18 protein-coding genes are annotated in these 19,773 nt (G+C 45.2%); 14 read left to right on the top strand and 4 right to left on the bottom strand.

Translation table 11 applies throughout. From position 1 onward, the window contains the following. Nucleotides 1–185 precede the first annotated feature (185 nt). Nucleotides 186–1,736 (top strand): peptide MFS transporter, encoded by a 1,551-nt coding sequence (locus SWOO_RS22965; RefSeq protein WP_012327061.1) that lies wholly within the window; start codon nt 186–188, stop codon nt 1,734–1,736. Nucleotides 1,737–1,796: 60 nt separating this feature from the next. Here the strand turns inward: SWOO_RS22965 and SWOO_RS22960 are convergent, their stop codons facing one another. Then, nucleotides 1,797–3,845, bottom strand: a complete 2,049-nt coding sequence (locus tag SWOO_RS22960) for a S9 family peptidase (RefSeq protein WP_012327060.1) — start codon at nt 3,843–3,845, stop codon at nt 1,797–1,799. A gap of 191 nt (nt 3,846–4,036) precedes the next feature. Between SWOO_RS22960 and SWOO_RS22955 the strand changes: the two genes are divergently transcribed. Both SWOO_RS22955 and SWOO_RS22950 read left to right on the top strand, forming a co-directional pair. Next, nucleotides 4,037–4,552 carry a DUF2975 domain-containing protein gene (locus SWOO_RS22955; protein WP_012327059.1) on the top strand — a complete coding sequence of 172 codons (516 nt, stop codon included), beginning with the start codon at nt 4,037–4,039 and terminating at the stop codon, nt 4,550–4,552. 8 nt (nt 4,553–4,560) lie between these two features. After that, nucleotides 4,561–4,770 carry a helix-turn-helix domain-containing protein gene (locus tag SWOO_RS22950; RefSeq protein ID WP_012327058.1) on the top strand — a complete coding sequence of 70 codons (210 nt, stop codon included), beginning with the start codon at nt 4,561–4,563 and terminating at the stop codon, nt 4,768–4,770. A gap of 134 nt (nt 4,771–4,904) precedes the next feature. Here the strand turns inward: SWOO_RS22950 and SWOO_RS22945 are convergent, their stop codons facing one another. From SWOO_RS22945 to SWOO_RS22935, 3 genes are read right to left on the bottom strand one after another with little or no spacing between them, the layout of a single operon-like run. Then, nucleotides 4,905–5,489 (bottom strand): TlpA family protein disulfide reductase, encoded by a 585-nt coding sequence (locus tag SWOO_RS22945; RefSeq protein ID WP_012327057.1) that lies wholly within the window; start codon nt 5,487–5,489, stop codon nt 4,905–4,907. Continuing rightward, nucleotides 5,482–5,931, bottom strand: coding sequence for a cytochrome c-type biogenesis protein (locus tag SWOO_RS22940; RefSeq protein WP_012327056.1), 450 nt, complete (start codon nt 5,929–5,931; stop codon nt 5,482–5,484). Before SWOO_RS22940 ends, SWOO_RS22945 begins: the two co-directional genes overlap by 8 nt. Then, the gene (locus SWOO_RS22935; protein ID WP_012327055.1) at nt 5,928–7,904 is read right to left on the bottom strand and encodes a heme lyase CcmF/NrfE family subunit; all 1,977 of its coding nucleotides are present in this window, start codon (nt 7,902–7,904) and stop codon (nt 5,928–5,930) included. Before SWOO_RS22935 ends, SWOO_RS22940 begins: the two co-directional genes overlap by 4 nt. 563 nt (nt 7,905–8,467) lie before the next feature. On the opposite strand from SWOO_RS22935, the gene SWOO_RS22930 reads away from it, so the two are divergent. The 11 genes from SWOO_RS22930 to SWOO_RS22880 all read left to right on the top strand — a co-directional run bounded on the left by SWOO_RS22930 (nt 8,468) and on the right by SWOO_RS22880 (nt 19,740). After that, nucleotides 8,468–10,504 (top strand): multiheme c-type cytochrome, encoded by a 2,037-nt coding sequence (locus SWOO_RS22930; RefSeq protein WP_012327054.1) that lies wholly within the window; start codon nt 8,468–8,470, stop codon nt 10,502–10,504. Nucleotides 10,505–10,564: 60 nt separating this feature from the next. Then, nucleotides 10,565–10,993, top strand: a complete 429-nt coding sequence (locus tag SWOO_RS22925) for a rhodanese-like domain-containing protein (RefSeq protein ID WP_012327053.1) — start codon at nt 10,565–10,567, stop codon at nt 10,991–10,993. Between the two features lie 38 nt (nt 10,994–11,031). Continuing rightward, nucleotides 11,032–11,835: an FKBP-type peptidyl-prolyl cis-trans isomerase gene (locus tag SWOO_RS22920; protein ID WP_012327052.1), complete on the top strand. Its 804-nt coding sequence runs from the start codon at nt 11,032–11,034 to the stop codon at nt 11,833–11,835. Between the two features lie 31 nt (nt 11,836–11,866). Further along, nucleotides 11,867–12,586 carry a tetratricopeptide repeat protein gene (locus SWOO_RS22915; protein ID WP_012327051.1) on the top strand — a complete coding sequence of 240 codons (720 nt, stop codon included), beginning with the start codon at nt 11,867–11,869 and terminating at the stop codon, nt 12,584–12,586. A gap of 98 nt (nt 12,587–12,684) precedes the next feature. Next, nucleotides 12,685–13,395: a 4Fe-4S dicluster domain-containing protein gene (locus SWOO_RS22910; RefSeq protein WP_012327050.1), complete on the top strand. Its 711-nt coding sequence runs from the start codon at nt 12,685–12,687 to the stop codon at nt 13,393–13,395. A 2-nt stretch (nt 13,396–13,397) separates the two neighbouring features. Further along, complete coding sequence (gene nrfD, locus SWOO_RS22905) at nt 13,398–14,345, top strand: NrfD/PsrC family molybdoenzyme membrane anchor subunit (protein ID WP_012327049.1); 948 nt, start codon at nt 13,398–13,400, stop codon at nt 14,343–14,345. A gap of 232 nt (nt 14,346–14,577) precedes the next feature. Beyond that, nucleotides 14,578–15,066 (top strand): nitrous oxide reductase accessory protein NosL, encoded by a 489-nt coding sequence (locus SWOO_RS22900; RefSeq protein ID WP_012327048.1) that lies wholly within the window; start codon nt 14,578–14,580, stop codon nt 15,064–15,066. Between the two features lie 35 nt (nt 15,067–15,101). Then, nucleotides 15,102–16,430 (top strand): nitrous oxide reductase family maturation protein NosD, encoded by a 1,329-nt coding sequence (gene nosD, locus SWOO_RS22895; RefSeq protein WP_229377266.1) that lies wholly within the window; start codon nt 15,102–15,104, stop codon nt 16,428–16,430. Nucleotides 16,431–16,482: 52 nt separating this feature from the next. Beyond that, nucleotides 16,483–17,391 (top strand): ABC transporter ATP-binding protein, encoded by a 909-nt coding sequence (locus tag SWOO_RS22890; RefSeq protein ID WP_012327046.1) that lies wholly within the window; start codon nt 16,483–16,485, stop codon nt 17,389–17,391. A gap of 1 nt (nt 17,392) precedes the next feature. Continuing rightward, nucleotides 17,393–18,235: an ABC transporter permease gene (locus SWOO_RS22885; RefSeq protein WP_049774420.1), complete on the top strand. Its 843-nt coding sequence runs from the start codon at nt 17,393–17,395 to the stop codon at nt 18,233–18,235. A 221-nt stretch (nt 18,236–18,456) separates the two neighbouring features. Then, entirely contained in the window at nt 18,457–19,740 is a 1,284-nt protein-coding gene (locus SWOO_RS22880) for a winged helix-turn-helix domain-containing protein (protein ID WP_012327044.1), read from the top strand. Nucleotides 19,741–19,773 lie beyond the last annotated feature (33 nt).

Raw genomic sequence — 19,773 nt, 5'->3', positions numbered from 1 at the left:
TATTTCTCTCCTACTCTTTTTCACTGCGTTAGCTTGTTAACCCTACTTTACCTCGACTTCACTAAACTGCAACGGCTTTCACCAAGCTTCACCAACTCTTACTTAAGCTTTCACCTTAGCTTCAAGTTGAGCGGTAAGCCTTAGGTATAGCCTAATAAGACAAAAAATTAAAAGAAGAAGCTGTCATGGAAACCAGGGTGGAATTAACCGAAGCAGATACGGTGGACCAGACCTTAGGAGAGGCAAACTTAGCCCACCCTAAGGGGCTTTATGTGTGCTTTTTTACCGAGATGTGGGAGCGCTTTAGTTTTTATGGCTTAAAGGCTCTGCTTATCTTCTATCTGACAGATCACTTCCTGTTTAGTGATCTTGAAGCGGCCAATATATTCGGTAACTACTTCGCGCTGGTTTACGCCTTGCCTTTAGTGGGTGGAGTGCTGGCGGATCGGTACCTGGGTGGTAAGCGAGCGGTGACCTTTGGCGCCATCTTGCTCTGTCTAGGCCACTTCGGTATGGCTTTTGAGGGGCAAGCTGCTTATATCGATGATCTAGGTAACAAAGTCGAGAGTACTGGATTATCGATGTTTTACCTGTCGCTCTCTTTCATCATAGTGGGAGTTGGCTTCTTAAAACCTAACATCTCGACCATAGTGGGTAAGCTTTATGATAGAAACGATCCTAGAAAAGATGCCGGATTTACTCTGTTTTATATGGGTATTAATATCGGCGCTGCGCTCTCTTCTATTGTGTGCGGTTATGTAGGCACTCAGTATGGATGGTCATACGGTTTTGGCTTAGCAGGCTTTGGTATGTTACTGGGGCTAGTGGTTTTTCTTGGAGGTCAGAAGCACCTTAAGGGCTTTGCTGAAACGCCTGACAAGCAGATGTTGACCGAATCACTTTGGTGGCGTTTTACCCGAGAGCACCTTATCTATGCTTTTGCCATTGTGATGGTTATGCTGGTGGCCTTGGTGATTGGCGATCATCAGGTGGTGGGCGGCTTGCTAGGTTTTAGTTTTGTGGCTATCGCTGTATGGCTGGTTTGGTACTGCATCCAAGAGGTTTCACTTGAGGTGAGGCAGAAACTCTATGCTGCAGTTAGCCTAGTGATGATGTCGACGGTTTTCTTTCTCTGTTTTTTGCAATCGGGAAGCTCAATGAACCTGTTCGCCGATCGCGTTACCGATAGGGTGTTATTTGGGGTTGAGATCCCAGCGCCCATGTTCCAGTCACTCAATGCGATCTTTATTATTTTACTGGCGCCATTATTTGCTAAAAGCTGGCAGTGGATGATTCAAAAAGGAGTAGCCCCAAGTACGCCGATGAAGTTTGCCTTAGGCTTGCTACAGGTGGGATTAGGATTCTTAGCTTTGGTTATGGGGCTGGCGTTTTCTAAAGGTGATCAGCAGGTTGCTATGGGTTGGTTAGTACTTGCTTACTTATTGCACACAACGGGGGAGTTATGTATCTCTCCCATTGGCTTGTCGATGATAACTAAACTATCGGCGGGTAAAATAGTTGGCTTGATGATGGGGTTGTGGTTTTTAGGCTCGGCAATTGCTGAGTATATCGCAGCCCTTCTTGCGGGAAACAGCTCGGCTGAGCAGCTGGGACTAACCCAACACCAAAGCTTTACTCTGCTTTATACCGATATCATGTGGATCGCCTTTGCCGGAGCGGCGCTGACCTTAGTGTTAACGCCTCTGCTGAAACGTTGGATGTGGGATGTGGATTAAAGGAAAAGGCCTAGGAATTAAAACCTAGGCCTGAGGAAGTGATATTTATACTGATTGGAATTACAAGCGACTCACATCAACCTTGAGTGTATCTAGATGTGTGGCAAGTGACGGCGTGACTCGATTATCAACTCGTCCCCCTAAGTGCTTGGCAAAAAACTGCTCCATGGCCAGAATATAGGCGAGTTTATTATCGCGTTTACGAAAACCATGGCCCTCATCTTTCGCCAGAATATATTCGACGGGTAGCTGCTGTTTGTTCATGACTCTGGCGATATTATCGGACTCAAGTTGCGTGACTCTTGGGTCGTTAGCGCCTTGAACTAACATCAAGGGCGCCTTGATGTTATCGACGAAGTTAATGGGAGAGCGTGCCAGCATATCGACTCTGTCAGACGCTATCTCCGGATCGCCTACCGCGCTGTAGAATTGGCCTAAATAGGGGCGGAAGTGAGGTGGGAATGACTCAAGTAGGGTAATTAAGCTTGAGGGCCCGACATAGGAGATCACCGCTTGGTATAGATCCGGTGTGAATGTCGCTCCAGCCAGTGCTGCATAACCGCCATAAGAGGCTCCCATGATCCCAAGACGCTGTTTATCGGCGATCCCCTGTTCGATTAGGTAGTGAGCCCCGTCGGTGAGATCGTTCTGCATGCTACCAGTTCCCCAGTTTTTGTTACCTAAGTTAAGGAAACGCTTACCAAAGCCTGTAGATGCACGAAAGTTTGGTTGCAGCACGGCATAGCCGCGATTTGCCAGCAGTTGGGCAATGGGGTTGAAATAGCCAGAGCTTAAGGTCCAATAGTCTCTAGCCCAAGGGCCACCGTGGGGCAGAATAATAGTGGGGAGATCGCCAGTTTGTCCCTTAGGCAGCGTGAGGTAAGCTTGAATCGTGACGCCATCTCTCGCTTGATAGGAGATAGATTGACGCTTTGATAATAGCTCAGGTTTGATAATAGGCTCCTGCTTTAACAGTAAGCTGACTTCACCAGTCTCTACTGTGTATCGGTAGTCACTGCCCATATCCACATCGCTGGCGACATGGAGTTGCCATAGGCCAGTTTTCTCGTTTCTGTCGGTGATGGTGATCTCGACATCTTGTTTAAACTGATCGTTAATCTGTTGCCACCGCTGGGCGAAGGTGCTGTCCAGTGGGTAAGTACGCAGGCGTCCACCGTAATAGGAGACAGCTAACGGCTCACCTTTATCATTAAAAATTACCTCATAGACATCAGATTCATTGTTAGGATCTTTATGCACAGTGGTCAGTTTGCCACTGGTCATATTCAGGCGCAGCAGTTCCTGCTTGTCTCGACCATCGATATCTGCACTGATATAGGCCTGTTTACTTGTCTCATCAAAACTCAAAATATTGATGCTTTCACCGAACTGGGTCTTAATTAGGCTGGTCCATTTCCCATCAATATTGGCATAAAGATCGCTAGTATTGTCGGGATTACTACTGGTTCCCAACATAGGCCGCCCCTGCTTATTTACCTCAACTTGCGAAAAGCCGTAGGTGTTAGCAAAAATATTGGTGATCTTGCCGGAATCGAGCTCAAGACGATAGATATCTCGTTGCTGTGGATTATCCTGATTAGACATTAACACCAGAGTGTTGGGATTCTCTTTAGGCTGTTTGAGTATGTTGTAGACCACCCCACTATTGTGAGTCAGTGCTGTCACGCTTGGGACAGGTTTAGCTTGAGTGGTATCAAGGGTGAGCCTGTATACCTGAGTATTTTCATTACCCGCTGTATCTCTGAGGAAGAAGATCTCATTAGCTTCGGTTGACCAGCGAAAACTATTAATGGGATCTTTTGATGTGGTGATGGCAAAAGCCTCACTGAGCTCCCCTCCTGCTGGCATGAGGTAGATATTGCTAGCACCCTGATACTCCTTAAAAAAAGCTAACCACTTGCCATCTCTTGAAGCGGACAGCTTGCTGATATCTTGCTCATCAAAGAAGGATTCGAGAGGGATCAGCTGAGCTTGTTGAACCTGCTTGGCAAGTGTTGTGGGTGCTTGGGTCTGAGAGCAACCTGTGAGTACTAAACTGCCTGCAATCGCAGTCCATAGCAGGGTCGGTAATATCTTTTTCGTTAGCATGCTTACATCCTTTGAGTTGCAATTGATAGCGTAAACCTAATCTTGTTTCGATAAACGGGGCTTAGGCTGAAGTTGTTTATTAGCCTATTACATAAAATAATTATTGTAAAACGATAATTAAATATTAAGTTACGACTAAATGTTTCTGTCTGATATAATCAAGCTCTGTTAAAGGTCAGGAATGGAAAACGATGAACCCTAATATGCAAAAATTGATGAAGATAAGCGGCTTGTTTAGAGTGCTGGTCTTAATTGCCACTGCCGTGGTGGTGATCTACTTAGGTTATAGCTACTTAGTGGAGGGGGAGCTTCGCTTCTCAACTAGCCATCTTTTTCTTGAGCTCTGGCACGATGAAAGAGCGAGCAGAGGCGTATTGTTAGCGATTCAAACACCACTGTTTATCACCCTATTTATTGGCGTGTATTGGCTACAGAAGTTGCTTGGTTATTATCAGCAGGGTCAGTTTTTTGGTCGTGAATCTATGACCTGTTACCTCTGGTTAATCTGGCTAAAGGTGTTTGATCTTGTACTCGATATCGCGCAGATATTGGTGACAGGCTATTACCATAGATCCATTTTTGAGCACACCAGTATTGAGCTTCCTATCGACTTTGGTGATATCACTACCATCCTATTGATGTTGGTTATTGCCTATCTACTCAAAGCGGCGAAAGAGATTGAAGAAGAAAACAGAGAGTTTATCTAGGTGATGTTATGGAAATAATCGTTAATTTAGATGTCATGATGGCCGTGCGTAAGGTGAGCTCTAAAGAGCTGGCTAAGGCCATAGGCATTACCGAGGCGAACCTCTCTTTGTTAAAGCGGGGCAAGGTGAAAGGGGTGCGTTTTGAAACACTGGCGAGTATCTGCGGTTACCTTAAGTGTCAGCCTGGAGATATTTTAGAGTATCGTGAAGTAGAGTAAAAAAACCGTCCGACAAAAGGGGGAACGAGCCGGACGGGAGCAATTTAAAAGGTGCATAACGCTCTATCTACAACAATGATTGTTGCTATAAAATTTGTGACATCCGGAAGGATGTCACGTATTGGTGCTTATGGTTATCTATGGGCATATTTTGCGATAAGTTTTTCCAGATAGGGCTGTACCTCTTTATCACCCCAGTCCAGATAACCCCGCAAGAAGCCGACTAAGTTCCCCGAACCATCGAAGAAATAGGTGGCTGGAACAACATCAGCAGGCATAACACGGTCAATATCTTTATTAGGATCTAACCAAGTCTTGTAGTGGCCAAAGTTATGCCGTTCTAAGAAAGCCTGTACCTTATCGCTCTCTTCATCAATCGAGATAGGCACCACCACTAGTTTGTTGTCTTTGTTTACTTGACGGATATTCTCCATCTGTGGGATCTCTTTAATACAGGGAGCGCACCAAGTGGCCCACAGATTGACCATTACGAGCTTACCTTTGAACTCCTTTAGCTGTATCGAGCCCCCTTGTGTGTCCTTGAAGTTCACATCTGGAACCTCTCTGGCTGAGCTCATCTCAATAAAGCGAGACATTATCAAGGGCTTCTCAATGGCCTTTCCTGTGTTGTAAACCTTGTTGGAGGCGACTTGAGCTTGGGCTGGCATCAGCAGAGATGAGACAACAAATAGCCAGCTTAGTAGATGTGTTTTATTCATAGGTATTACCATTAGTGTCTTGATGTTTACGCTGTTCTCGGATCAATAGGGCTGCAAAACCGATAATGCCGAAAAGCAAAAGAATTGGGCCAAACCAAAGCGCAGCAGTTGCCATAGATAAGCTAGGTTGATATCTGATTTTTTCGCCGTAACGCTGTACCAAAAAGTCAATGATAGCCTGCTTAGATTCGCCCTGTTCCAACATCAGAAAAATCTGCCCCTTAAGCTCGCTGGCAATTGGGGCACCTGAGTCAAACAGGTTTTGATTTACCGACATGGGACAGCGCAGCTCATGAGCTATTTCAAAACCTAGGTCACGGATCTGATCATGGGTGTAATCGATTTTATCTGTCACAGCACTCGCCGTTAGGCTGGTACTAAACAGTAAAATGACTGTTAACCAAACGCTTAGTTTGCTCATATTTAGGATGGCTCTGTTCACGCTAACTCCTCGGTAAATTTAGGTATAGCCTGTGAGGAGCATGACTTCGCTGTGACTGGTTGGCGACCTAGGTTGTATAGGGCTGAAAAAGCAGCAATTGTGCCGCCTAGCATCATCATCAACCCACCAATCCAGATCCAGCATGCCAAAGGTTTATGGCTAATACGTACTAGATATTCAGTGTCACTAAGTTGCTGGCCGCTCGATACATACAGGTCACGCACTAAGTTGCGCATAATGCCAGCCTTAGAGACCTCCATCGCATTGGTCTTAAAGGTTTGCCTTTGCGGGGTGATATAACCCACGAAGTTGTCATCAACATCAGTCACGCGGATATTGGCCTGAATCGCGGTATAGCTCTTAGTGTCGACATCGGCAGTATCTTCATAAACAAAGGTGTAGCCAGCGACTACCTTGCCTTGCCCTGGCCCCATTCTAAGCAGCTCCTGGGTTTCAAAGTTAGACACCGCCGTTGCACCAATAATGGTAATGGCCACACCAAAGTGAGCAATCATCATGGCTACTTTTTTAGTGATGGCAGCAGCGCCTTGTGAGCGTAAGCTAAATACCAAGTAGCCTAAGGTGAAGAACACCCAGCTCGCCGCCGTTGCGCCAAGCCATACCCAAGGGTTAAAGCCGTCACGGGTTTGCATTGCCACCAATACACCAATAGTGGCTGCGAGTGCGAATAAGGCTGCAAGTGGGTATAAACAATTAAGTGATTGTTGTTGCCATTTTATCAGTGGTGCGGCGCCCATCAGTAATACCGCTACAAAGGTGAGTGGCACAAAAATGCTATTGAAATAGGGCGCGCCCACCGACAAGGTGCCTAAATTAAGCAGTTCAAATAGCAGTGGGTAGAAGGTGCCAAGTAATACCGAGATAGCGGCCACCACCAATACGATATTACCAAGCAGTATCACAGTATCGCGCGACAGTAGCGCAAACTCTGATTTAGATTTAATCAGGTTAGCCTTGAGAGCAAACAGGGTTAACGCGCCGCATACAAATACCCCAAGTAGGAACAGAATGGACATACCACGGGTTGGGTCTGAAGCAAAGGCGTGTACTGATTGCACAATGCCAGATCGCACTAAGAAGGTACCCAGCAAACTTAACGAGAAAGCGAGCAGACACAAGAGTAATGTTGTCACCCTAAAGCTACTTCGTTGCTGACTTAATACCACGCTGTGAAGCAGCGCCGTTGCAACCAACCAAGGAATGAATGAAGCGTTTTCAACAGGATCCCAGAACCACCAACCGCCCCAGCCTAGCTCGTTATAAGCCCACCAAGAACCAAAAGCATTACCACCCGTTAGAAATACCCAGGCCATTAACACCCAAGGGCGAAGGTAGCTTGCATGTTGCTGAGTAAACTTGCCCCCAAGTAGTGCCGCAATTGCAGCCGCAAAGGTGATGGTGAGTCCCACATAGCCTAAGAACAACATAGGGGGATGAAAGATGAGTCCTATGTCTTGCAAAATTGGGTTAAGGTCGCGCCCCTCTATCGGAAAGTTTGGCAGTAAGCGAGCAAATGGATTAGAGGTGAACAGCATAAACAGATTAAAGCCAGCTATTACAAAGGCCAAAATGGCGATCATACGGCCAATAAAAAGCCTGTCTTGGTAGCGAGGAGAGAATACTATGATGCAACCCCAAATAGCGATTGAGACCATCCAAAATAGCATCGAACCTTCATGGCTTCCCCATACTGCGGCGACCTTATAGAGAGTGGCTAATTGAGTATTTGAGTGGTTGGCAACATAAGCCACCGAGAAGTCATCCATTAGAAAGGATGCTAATAGACATAAAATAGAGGCACAAATGGTGATAGTCATTAATGCGGTCAGGGTTTTTACATAGCTAAACAGGTAACTATTTTTAGTATAAGCAGCATAGAGCGGAATAAATGACAGTAGCAAGGCAGACACAGTGCTAATAATGAGGAAAATAAGTCCTAGTTCTGGGATCATTTTATTAAAATCTCTATGCTTTAAAAAAGTGCTTGTGCAAATATCATTCTGTATTAATTAGGTTGCTATTAATTAATGTAAGTACTGTTCTATTTATTTTGATAATAGCTATTTAATATTATTGATTGATAATATTAAACAGCTTTTAATCTATTTAACTTTATTCAAGATAAACTGCATTAACCTTGCTGTGGCCTAGGGTAGGTTATATTAGTAAAGTGTTTTGTGACCTCTCTATCCTTTATCAAACTTCCCCCTCCTCCTGATATCTTTTCAGATGTTAACGGCTCTTTTTTATAACCTTTTAGATATCAAAAAACCGAGTCACAAGTGAAAAACATGGCTTAAAACTCTCTATATCCTATTGTATTTAATCTGTTTTTAGTAATTTTTTACTCTCTGTGTTTTTCTAGGTCTCATTTCTTGCTGTGACGCATGTTTTTCGTAAAAAAAGATGTGGAAAATAGCTGCAACTCAATTGTTAAGTTGTTCAGCTAAACAAGAGAGTGCCTTAGTTGAATGATGAAAAAAATACTATAACTAGGTTATAACTAGGAGTGATGATGAAAAGTTGGAAACTTAAAGCGGCCGCAAGTGTGCTGCTTTGTTTCGGCGCAATAGGTAACGCTAGTGCTGCTGGTGATAAATACAATAGCATTCCAGAAATGGGTGCATCTGCTAAGAATGCAATTGCAAACTACGCAGGTACAGAAAAAGCGACTGGTGTTAAATCGCTGCATGATTATATTGTTCAAGAAGATGAGTTATTTGATTTCTTATTTCAAAACCATCCAATGTTCAAATATCAAGAAGAGGGTAACTTAATCGGTGACTATCATATTAGTGACCGTGGTGAAGAGTACCTAGATACTGGTGGAAGTCAGGCATACAGTAAGCGTGTAGGTCGTCCAAGTGCAGTTCAGTACCGCCTAGGTGCTAAATCTACATTAGATTTCCCAAACAACTTCGTCGGTCCTGAAAAGTGTGCCGAGTGTCATGCGACTCAATATGAGAAGTGGCAACGTTCGCGTCACGCTAACGTAGTGCGTTTCCCAAGTGAAATTACCGATAAAGAAGTACCAAACGGTGACTTAAATGCACCACTATACGGCAGTGAAGCGTCTATGCTTCCAGACGGTGTTCGTGCAAACGATGTTTACGCCATTATCGGTACCCCACGTACTAAGTACGGCTTCCTAGATTCATGGTTAGTACGCGGTACTTACCACGTTCGTGACGGTTTACTATCAGAAGGCACCGGTAAAATGGTAGCTGGTGGTAACCAGTTCTCACGTGGTTGGGCAGAATGGTTAACGCCAGAGATGGCGAAGAAGATTAATAAAGCAATTCCAGAGTTCCCAGTCACACTTGAAGAGTTTGGCGACACAGGTTCACACCAGTGGGGCATGACTTCATACGGCGCTAAGTATGAAAAAGAGATGCTATTCCAACCTGGTAGCTCTTACTGTGAGATGTGCCATACCTACAAGTTCGACTTCCAAAACCAGCAAGAGTTCTTCGATGCACTTGGTGATGCTAAGAAGCTACAAGAGCACACTATCTCTAAAGGTATCGCTTGTGAAGAGTGTCATGGCGCGGGTGGTCACTTAGACGGTGGTACTGGCGGCATGCAGTCAAACTGTGAACGTTGTCACCAGCGTTTCTTCTTCGTTGATGAGCTAGCCGATACAGAGCAAGCACAAGAGAAGATGGAATATGCATTCGGTGTATATATGAAGTCTGCTTGTCCATCTTGTGGTACTGAAGGCTCGCAAATGTTTGCTTCATCTCACTACGAGAAAGGCATGCGTTGTACAACTTGTCACGATCCACATGAAGTAACTGATGGCGATTTCCTATCTGGTTTCTCTAAGCCAATGCTGAAGAAAGATTGTGTTGACTGTCACGAAGCGCAAGCAACGATTGCTGACAATACAGATACTCACAGCAAGCAAACTTGTCAAAGCTGTCACATGCCTAACATGGGTAGTTGTGAAAACTTCGCTGCGATTCAGTTCCCAGATAGCGCAGGTTTCGATGCGGTGCGTCGTTCACACATGTGGAAGATTGATATCGACCCTGAGCGTAAGACACTAAACCCACCTGCTGGTCAGCCACGTGATTCTGGCGTTAAAGGTTGGACAGTTGCTAAGAACGAAGAGGGTCACAACTACTTAGACTTAATGTGGTCATGTGCTCGTACAGCGATTTCAGACAAAGACGTAGTGGATAACAAAGGTTGTCACAGCCCATTCCAGTCTGAGTTAGAAGCTGGTCTACATTACGACGACCAGATGGAGATCTACGGCGAAGTGATGAAGATGCAAACCCCTGTTAAAGAGGTTTACAGCCAAGTTGAACAAGCACTTGTACGCATCGATAAGCTACTAGAAGTGACTAAGCTGTCTACTGCAAACAAGACAGAAGTCCTAATGCTAGCTGAGAAAGCGCAAGAGACTATCGAACTAATTAAGAAAGATGGTTCATGGGGTGTTCATGGCTTCCGTTACAGCCAGAAGCGTCTAGACGCAGCCCTAACTTATGTTACCCAAGCTCAAAACATTCTAGACGGTGTTGGTTACAGCGCAGCAAAAATGTAATTGAGTTAATACCGACCTCAACTTAGGTGCGCCTAGGTTGAGGTAATTAAGAGAGAAACTATGAATAGAGTACTGGGAAGTGTCGTTTTCACCATCTTGTTATCCATGCTATCGGCGGTCAGTTATGCCGGTGGTGGCCAAGAGATGGGCCCTGCTAAATATTATGATGAGCCGCTGAATACGATCACCATGATGGAAGCACAAACCTTAGTGGGCAAAGAGGGAGTCTACTTCTTCGACGTCAATACATTGGAGTTATGGGCTGAAGGATTCATTCCAGGCGCTGTTTATTTCAACGTAAAAAATTGGAAAGACTTACTGCCAAAAAACAAAGATGCACAGATGATCTTCTACTGTGCAAACCGTCTTTGTAATGCCAGTGAAATTGCTGCTCGACATGTGATGAAGCTGGGGTATACCGGTGTTCGTCAGATGCCAGATGGAATATATGGCTGGCGTTTAGCTAATCGAGTAACAGAAAAGCCATAACGGATTATGTAAATTTATTTTTTAGTGAGATTGATTGTATGAAAAAGCTTAAAAAAAGTGTCTTGGCCGTTGTGTCTTGTCTAACCCTATCAGTATCTGTGTCGTGTTTTGCTAATAGCGATTTGACCACTGACGTTGAAAAGGAGTCGTACAGTATAGGCGCATCATTTGGTCACCATATCTCTAGTCAGGTATATGGCCAATCTCAGTTAGGCGCTGAAGTTGATATGGAGCAAGTGGTAAACGGTCTACTCGATGCATTAAAAGATGAAACAAAAATGTCTAAAGAGGAGGTTGTTACCTACCTTAATCAACGCGCTGAAACGCTCAATGCGGCTAAACAGGTCAAGTTAGATGCACTGACGGCTAAGAACATAGCTGCAGGTGAAGCTTTCATGGCTGAAAACGCTAAAAACAGTGATGTAAAACAGACTGAATCAGGTCTGCAATATGAAGTGATCACCATGGGTAAGGGCGCCATGCCAGCTGGCAATGATGTCGTAACCGTGCACTACAAAGGCACCTTGATTGATGGCACTGAGTTTGACAGCACTTATGAGCGTAACGAACCTAACCGCTTCTCTCTAATTACCGTTATTGAAGGCTGGCAAGAAGCACTTGCTTTAATGCCTCAAGGGTCAAAGTTTAAGTTAACCATTCCACCTGCACTTGCTTACGGTGAACGTGTCGTTGGCATGATTCAGCCTCATTCTACTTTGGTTTTCGAAGTGGAACTGGTCAAGGTTGAGGAACCAGGCGAGGGCGCTCACGGCATGGGACTGTCGGGAATGGGCATGGGTGGCATGATGGGCGGCTCTATGGGCGCCAATCCACACAAGTAAATTTGATATTAATTATTGATATAGAGCCAAGATGAATACATTGCTTATTAGTATCTCAATTATCCTATTGCTTTCGTTAGGCTGGATCCTTTGTCATCACCTTATGTATGGCGATGATCTAGCTGAGCTCGAAAAGGAGGTTGGGCATTTCTTTGGCTCTAATATTAATATCGAATCTAAAAACGTTGAAAAAAATAACAGTTACCACCTTGGAGTAATTGGCTTATTTTTTATCTGTGCTTCTGTCTCACTTTATTTACTCATTGGGAGTTATCAATATTTAGATTCAGCTAAAGTTGATTACAACATTGATTATCTTTTGGTCGCAGACATTAATAAAGGTCAAAAGCTAGCCGAAGAAAACCCTGGTGATCCACTAGTGTTATTAGGGCTTGCCCAGTCATATATCGATGGCGGCATGTATAAGGATGCGCTCGGAATCTTAGAACAACTGCTTACAATCGACAGCGAAAACGCACAAGCCTTGGGGCTTAAAGCAACATCCATGTATTACCGTGATGATCGTGTTATCACCATGGACACCTCTTTAGTGATTGCGAGGGCGCTAACTCTACATCATGAAGAACTTAATACTCGATTATTAATTGCTAATGATGCTTACCTTAAAGGTAATTATCAAAAGGCGATTAATAACTGGAATATTGTTTTAACCAATAAAGTCCAATCCTTTAATCGTGACGCTATCTATTTTGCAATTGATAAGTCTAAGAAAAAACTAATCCCAAGTTAAATCTGTAGTTGCTAATTCATACCTTAATTAACTACTAGTCAAAAATATAAAATTAAAAAAATAACGTGTCGGTTTAACACCGATAATCGGAGGATGCTGTGAGTGAAAATCTAGAGAGACGGAGGTTCCTTAAAGGTCTAGGAGCCAGCTCTTTGATATTAACACCGCTTGTTGGGTGTAGCTCGGTCAAAGAAAAGGAAGATACCAACAAGCCGCATTATGTGATGGTTTTCGACCAGAACAAGTGCGTCGGGTGTGGTGAGTGTAAGGAAGCCTGTAATAAGGCGAATCACTTGCCAGAAGGTAAATCTCGACTGCTAATGGAGGAGCAATCAAGCGCCGTTGAAGGTCAACCATGTCCACACTGTGGTAAAACCGGTGATTGTGGCTGTCAGCGTAAGTTTGTACGGGTTTCATGTCAGCAATGTAAGAACGCACCATGCGTCACAGTTTGCCCAACAGGCGCTGCACATCGCGATGAGAAGACTGGCATTGTGACCATGGACGCAGCTAAATGTGCGGGCTGTAAGTATTGTATCGGTGCTTGCCCATACGATGCACGTTTCATCAACAAAGAGACTGATGTGGCTGATAACTGCGACTTCTGCTTAAACAGCAAACTTGCCATTGGTGAGCTACCTGCTTGTGTGCAGCAGTGCCGTTACGATGCACTAATCTTTGGCGATGCAAACGATCCAACTTCATATGTGAGTAAGTTATTGGCAGTTAAGGATTCAGTACGTATTAAGCCGGGCTTCGGTACTGAGCCAAGCTTGCGTTACATCCCTATTGTGAAGTTAGGAGTATAGTCATGGACGGTAATATTGAATTTACCATGGGCCTGTCACAGGGCATCGCTTGGCCTTGGCCAATTGCGGTTTACCTCTTCTTTGCTGGTATCTCAGGTGGCGCGCTATCGGTTGCCCTGTTTATTCGTTTCTACAAAAAACAAACTGAAAATACGCCTTTTTTAAAGGCGGCGTCTTTGGTTTCACTGGTAACGATTGCACTGGGTATGTTGTGTCTAGTTATCGACTTGACGAACCCTCTGTTCTTCTGGCGAATTCTGGTGTTCTACAACCTAAACTCCGTCATGTCAGTGGGTGTTCTTGTCCTAAATGCATACATTCCTTTGGTTGCCTTAGTAACACTGTTCGCGTTTGAAGAAGAGATTAAGGCATTCAAACCACTGCACTTTTTACTGCCAATTATCGACAAGTTACGCGTTATTCGCGCGCCATCTGAAAAGCTAGTACTGGTACTTGCTATGTCAGTGTGTGCTTATACCGGCTTCTTGATCTCAGCCTTAATCCGCTTCCCAATTATCAATACCTCGGTATTGCCAGCGCTATTTGTTGCGTCTGGTCTTTCTGCTGGTGCCGCTGCTGCAAAAATGATTGCAGTATCAGTATTCAAAGAAGACCTACACAGCAAAGACATGCACACATTACACGCCATTGAATGGCCAGTAATGGCAGCTGAAGCTCTGTTCCTGTTCATGATTATCATGTCTTTGGCTACAGGTAATGCAGGTGCACAAGCTGCATTCGCTGGTTTCCATACCGGCGTATGGGCGAACGTGTTCTGGATTGGTGTTGTGGGTATCGGTTTTGTTGGTCCATTACTGCTTAACTTTGCCACAGGTAAAGCCTTTAGCCATTCAGCTAAAGCCTTCTACATGTCTGGTATGTGTGCAGTAGTTGGCATGATGTGCTTGCGTATGTTTGTGATTTACGCAGGCCAGTTAAACGCTATCTAGTGAAATGGTTTCGTGAACTTATTAGCACTCCCCACCTAATAAGTATCTCGAGTCATTTTACCAAAGAGAGTAGCGAGTATGCGGTCGCCCACTTCCAAGCTTGTTCAAGTGCAAGCTTAGCAGCTAGGAGTGAGTGACCAAAGGCTCAATACACAGTGAGTAAGCTAGCCCTTTAATACACCGCCCCTGCAAGGCAATTAAAGGGCTAGTCTGAAAGCATTTCGGAGAGAAAATGAAAAAGCTGTTCTGTTTGTTATTCCTACTACCTTTGCTCGCTGCCTGCAGCGACAGCGCCATAGATGCAAAGCCGCTGTCGGCCGAGGCCATTCATGAACATGACCGTTGCCACCTGTGCGGCATGATGATCACCAAATACCCTGGCCCCAAAGGGCAAGTCCATCTCAAGGGACAGTCGATAGTACCTAAGTTCTGTTCGACTCGCGACATGTTTAACTTTGCCCTGCAAGCTGAAAACAAGCGCCAAATTGAAGCCCTATTTGTCCATGATCTTGCTGTCACGGATTGGGCAGCCCCAACAGACAATGCCTTTATCGATGCAACTCAAGCTTGGTATGTCTACGGCACGAGCAAAAAGGCGGTCATGGGACCTGCGGTGGCCAGCTTTAAGCGCCAAGATGATGCGGTCAAGTTTGCCACAGAGTTTGGTGGCGCTGTTTTCTCCTATGAACAGATTGATATTGCGCTGTTGGCTGGTGAGTAGTTTTGCAAGTTGATTGACCGAGCATGAAGAAGTCCATGAATAATTTTGCATTAAAGCAGGTCGCTAATGGTTTGAAAACGGCGACCAAAGGGCTCTGTCTTAGCGCTTGGCTGACGCTCTTTATCAATCCGCTGACCATGGCGGCGACCTACTCAGTCTCGGACACCGAAAGCCTTAAGTTGCAACTGGAAACAGTGAAGGCGGGAGATACTGTTCTTTTGCTCGATGGTGAATACCTTGGCCACTTTGAGATCCATCAGCCTATCACGCTAACTGGTGAGGGCAGTGCCATTATTGATGCCCAAGGCCGTGGTCGCGCCATCGCTGTTTTTAGCTCAGGTGTTAGCCTTAAAAACCTCACTATCCAAAACTGGGGAGGCGATCTGTATGAGCTTGATGCTGGCGTATTCATCCATGAGCAGGCTGAGCGAGTGCATATCGAATCGAGTCGTCTGCAAGGTGATGGCTTTGGCATCTACGCCGAAAACAGCAAGCATATAATCGTGAACAACAATATTATCGCTGGCAATAATGCCCTTTATAAGCTCGATAGAGGCGATGGGGTTTACCTTAAAGGGGTTGATGTTTCAGTCATCCATGACAACCAAATTTCAGATGTGAGAGATGGGGTTTACCTAGAAACCAGCACCAACAGCCAAGTATTCGATAACCGCTTTCACTCGGCCCAATATGGGATTCACTACATGTACACCAAGCATGATGAAGCCTATGGCAACGAGGTCGACAGTGTCGATGGCGGTTATGCCATCATGAGTTCAGAGTTTGTTAACCTGCACCATAATCAGGTCTCTAATGCGATTGATTTTGGTGTGCTACTCAACATTAGCAAGCACTCTATCGTCAACAATAACCAAGTATCCTTGGCCCATAATCCACAAGGGGCCGCCGAGCTAGGTAACGAAGGTAAAGGGATCTTTATCTACGGCGCTCGCGATAACGAAGTGACCCATAACCTGTTTTCCACCAGTGATATCGGCATCTATATGGCCATGGGCGGAGAGGGAAATAAGGTCTACGGCAATCAGTTTGTTAATAACCAAATTCAAGTCAAATACGTCGGTGATGCGCTGTTGGAGTGGAGCCATCAAGGCAAGGGAAACTTCTGGAGTGGCTATATGGGCTGGGATAGCAATCATGATGGTATCGCCGACAAACCATATCGACCTAATGACAGTTTAGACAAGTTGTTTTGGCTCTATCCTGAGGCGCGCTTCTTAATGAATAGCCCCGTTGTAGCCCTGCTGCGCTGGGTGCAAAGCCAATTTGATATCGGTGAGCCAACGGGCATCGTCGATAGTTTTCCTCTACTTAACAATGTCAGTTCCGACAGAGTACAAAACTGATGAATATCATTAAAAATATGGGGTTAACCATAGCTGTAGGGTTGAGAACTAAATGCTAGATACTCCGATAAAGCTCACCGATGTTAGCCTTAAATATCGCGATTTTCCCGCGCTTGATGGCGTCAGTTTTGAGGTCGCTGCAGGCCAAACTATGGCGTTACTTGGCCATAATGGTGCAGGCAAGTCTAGCCTGATAAAGATCATCTTAGGCCTGATTTCGCCCACATCTGGCACAGTGAAAGTGATGGGGCAGAACGCCGCATCTGCCAAGGGTAAGCGTAAGGTCAATTTGGGCTACCTGCCTGAAGATGTCAGTTTCTATAACAAGCTGACTGGCCTTGAGGTGCTGAGCTATTTCGCCGCATTAAAAGGAGTCAGCCGCTCGCGTGTTACATCGCTTATCGAAGAGTTTGGCCTCGAATACGCCCAGCATCGGCAGTTAAAGACCTACTCGAAAGGGATGAAGCAACGCCTTGGAGTGGCGCAGGCTATTCTGTCTGAGCCTAATATCTTGCTACTCGATGAACCCACTGTTGGGCTGGATCCTCAAGCATCACAGTTTCTCTATGGCAAGATTAATCAACTTAAATACGCGGGCTGCGCCGTGGTGATCTCCACCCATGAACTCTCTTTGGTCGAGTCCCAACTGGATCGCGCCTTGATCATGTCTAAAGGCAGGCGTCTTGCGCTGGGCTCCTGTTATGAGTTGAGAAGTGCCAGCCCACTGCACACCACAATCAATTTTAGCGGCCTCACAAAACAAGTCAGTGGCAATGCATATCTGCAGCAGTTTTATCGAGACGGTTTGCTGCATTTTCGCGGCGAGCAAAAAGCCGAGCTGATCCAACATCTAGTTTCACAGTGCCAAATTTTTGATTTCGAGATCAAAGAGCCAAGACTCGAAGATATTTACCATGAATTAATGGGACAAGAGAACCACTCCCATGCAGAGCAGTTATAGAATGAATATATATAGACCAAGATCCCCAATTTTTATTATTGCCTATAAAGAGATCTGTGATAGTTCTCGAAATCGCTGGCTAGCCTTTATGGGCTGTATGTTTCTACTGCTGTCGTTAAGTGTCAGTTTTGCTGGCAGTGCCGTCACTGGGAGTCTATATCTGCCTGAGCTTGATAGCCTGATGAGTAGCCTGTCGACCATTTCGGTATTTATCATTCCACTGGCGGCGATTTTACTCTGTTACGACAGTTTTGTCGGCGAAGAGGAGTCGGGGACCTTGCTGCTGCTTCTATCTTACCCACTGACGCGGTCACAGATTATTTTCGGAAAACTACTCGGTCATATCACTGTGATGTTAGTCGCCACAGGCTTTGCATTTGGCCTAACTGCCGCACTGCTGTTACTGGTCGGTGAGCAGTACCATAGTGGTGAGCTTGTGATGGCGTTTGCTCAGTTTTTATTAAGCAGCAATTTGCTGGCGCTGACCTTTATTCTGCTGAGCTACATAGTGAGTTTAAAGTGCACCGAAAAAGCTAAGGCGATTGGCTGCTTACTGCTGCTCTGGTTTCTGTTTGTGCTTATTTACGACCTGTTACTTTTGACCCTGCTGGTATCGGACTTCTCTTTTGCTAATCAACTATTGATCAACGTGTTGATCGCCATGAGCCCAACGGATCTCTACCGCGCGATTAATTTAGTCGCCATTGAGGGCGAGGGGGCAAACAGCTTAGCCATGATAGTCAGCACCGATTGGGGATTATCGGCAATGTACCTGCTGTTTCTGCTGTGGATTGTTGTTTTGACGTTTATTTCACACCGAATTTTTAAGGGCAAGCCACTTTAAGTCTACTCAAGCTGAGCATGGCGATTGAGCTATAAGATATCTACTACCAAATAGGTAATGTTATTTAATTTTCAATCTGTGAACAGTGGCGATGATTGGTCGCACAATAGCGGCCATTTTGCGTCAATAATCACATTCTGTTTAAGTACTTAGCTGTAGAATTCGCCAGCCTGAAACCTAAATACATCGATGATGCCAAAGAATACAAGTAGAGGTTAATTGTGTTAAAAATCACTCCTTATTTGGAGTTCGATACTGAAGCGAATCAGTTAGTTGACCACGTAAGTGGTAAGCGGGTTATTTTAACCTTCTCTGAGTCTGCGGTGCTGCATCGCCTTCTACTCTCTTCAAATCCTGTCTGCTCCAAAGAGGAGCTGCTCAGTGCTGGCTGGCCCGATCGCGTCGTTGCTGTTACCTCGTTAACCCAATGTATTAGTACCCTGCGTAAAAAGCTCGACCCTTACCGTGAGGTGCAACTAAAAACCATCGCGCGCCGTGGCTATCAGTTGCATATTTCGACCCAATCTCACGTAAAACTCTTGGCGGTGAATGACGCCGAGTCCATGCGCGCCGCTTTTTTCGATGTATCACTGCTGGTTAAAATCTCAGGCATTGTGATCGCCTTATTGCTACTGGTTTTGGCTTGGTATTTCAGTGACTACCATAAGATAAAGCAAAACCTATCTCGCTGGAGCGCCCAAGACAATTTTGAGCTACAAGTGGGCAGTTTAAAGGGCAGTGGTAAGCTGCTCTATAAAGATGATGCGCCGCACCTGCACCCATTTATGTGGGAAAAACACCTACAGCCAGACAATGACTTTTTGACCTGTTATGAAGACTTCAGCGCCTTTGCAGCAACCGATGGTGCCAACTACTCCATGGCACTGTGCCCTGGTGATAACAAAGAGCAGTGCGCGGGTAAGGGCTTAATCAATCTGACCTCGGTTGACTCAGAGCCTGCTGAACTCAACTTAAAGAAGTTTGTTGAGCTATCGAGTGCCATGGAGCAACGCATTCGCTATAACCGTGTCATGCTGCCTGAAAGCAGCAACACCAGCGGCGCTTACTTAGAGCATAACTACCAAGCAGATGTGTATTTTCCCGTTAAAGATGAGCTGCTGATCCGCGCCGATATCAATATGTCGTTGATCTATGACTCTGCCGATACCGGTGAGTTTTACTCCTCAACCTGCATCACCGATCAAGACTGTTTAACCACGCCGATTAAGTACAAGGTTCGCGGTAAGTTTAAGCAGTATTCCGGCATGATAGATGACCTTAAGGTGGACATTTTTCAGGTTAAGGTTGAGCAGAAAGACCTGATCAAGCCCGATAAACTCAATGACTCAGCGGTGCGTTTTTATCGTGATTTGAGAAAGCGCGACTTTAAGGATAAAGAACTCTATTTCATCCGCGTTCATCAAGATCATAAGACAGCGGTGTGGACTATTCCGCTGTTTGGGCAAGTTACGGCTTGGTACCACTATGAGAGGTTTGATATCTGATTTGATATCGATTTAAATTTTGGTGATGAGGTC

This window comes from Shewanella woodyi ATCC 51908, from assembly GCF_000019525.1.
In the GTDB taxonomy this organism is placed as follows: domain Bacteria; phylum Pseudomonadota; class Gammaproteobacteria; order Enterobacterales; family Shewanellaceae; genus Shewanella; species Shewanella woodyi.
This window is presented reverse-complemented; position numbering and strand designations above follow the sequence as displayed.

What these genes read in the sequence shown, in the direction of transcription:
- SWOO_RS22965 (WP_012327061.1), top strand. Translation starts at nt 186, where the DNA reads ATGGAAACCAGGGTGGAATTAACCGAAGCAGATACGGTGGACCAGACC.
- SWOO_RS22960 (WP_012327060.1), bottom strand. Translation starts at nt 3,845, where the DNA reads ATGCTAACGAAAAAGATATTACCGACCCTGCTATGGACTGCGATTGCA.
- SWOO_RS22955 (WP_012327059.1), top strand. Translation starts at nt 4,037, where the DNA reads ATGAACCCTAATATGCAAAAATTGATGAAGATAAGCGGCTTGTTTAGA.
- SWOO_RS22950 (WP_012327058.1), top strand. Translation starts at nt 4,561, where the DNA reads ATGGAAATAATCGTTAATTTAGATGTCATGATGGCCGTGCGTAAGGTG.
- SWOO_RS22945 (WP_012327057.1), bottom strand. Translation starts at nt 5,489, where the DNA reads ATGAATAAAACACATCTACTAAGCTGGCTATTTGTTGTCTCATCTCTG.
- SWOO_RS22935 (WP_012327055.1), bottom strand. Translation starts at nt 7,904, where the DNA reads ATGATCCCAGAACTAGGACTTATTTTCCTCATTATTAGCACTGTGTCT.
- SWOO_RS22930 (WP_012327054.1), top strand. Translation starts at nt 8,468, where the DNA reads ATGAAAAGTTGGAAACTTAAAGCGGCCGCAAGTGTGCTGCTTTGTTTC.
- SWOO_RS22925 (WP_012327053.1), top strand. Translation starts at nt 10,565, where the DNA reads ATGAATAGAGTACTGGGAAGTGTCGTTTTCACCATCTTGTTATCCATG.
- SWOO_RS22920 (WP_012327052.1), top strand. Translation starts at nt 11,032, where the DNA reads ATGAAAAAGCTTAAAAAAAGTGTCTTGGCCGTTGTGTCTTGTCTAACC.
- SWOO_RS22915 (WP_012327051.1), top strand. Translation starts at nt 11,867, where the DNA reads ATGAATACATTGCTTATTAGTATCTCAATTATCCTATTGCTTTCGTTA.
- nrfD (WP_012327049.1), top strand. Translation starts at nt 13,398, where the DNA reads ATGGACGGTAATATTGAATTTACCATGGGCCTGTCACAGGGCATCGCT.
- SWOO_RS22900 (WP_012327048.1), top strand. Translation starts at nt 14,578, where the DNA reads ATGAAAAAGCTGTTCTGTTTGTTATTCCTACTACCTTTGCTCGCTGCC.
- nosD (WP_229377266.1), top strand. Translation starts at nt 15,102, where the DNA reads ATGAATAATTTTGCATTAAAGCAGGTCGCTAATGGTTTGAAAACGGCG.
- SWOO_RS22890 (WP_012327046.1), top strand. Translation starts at nt 16,483, where the DNA reads ATGCTAGATACTCCGATAAAGCTCACCGATGTTAGCCTTAAATATCGC.
- SWOO_RS22885 (WP_049774420.1), top strand. Translation starts at nt 17,393, where the DNA reads ATGAATATATATAGACCAAGATCCCCAATTTTTATTATTGCCTATAAA.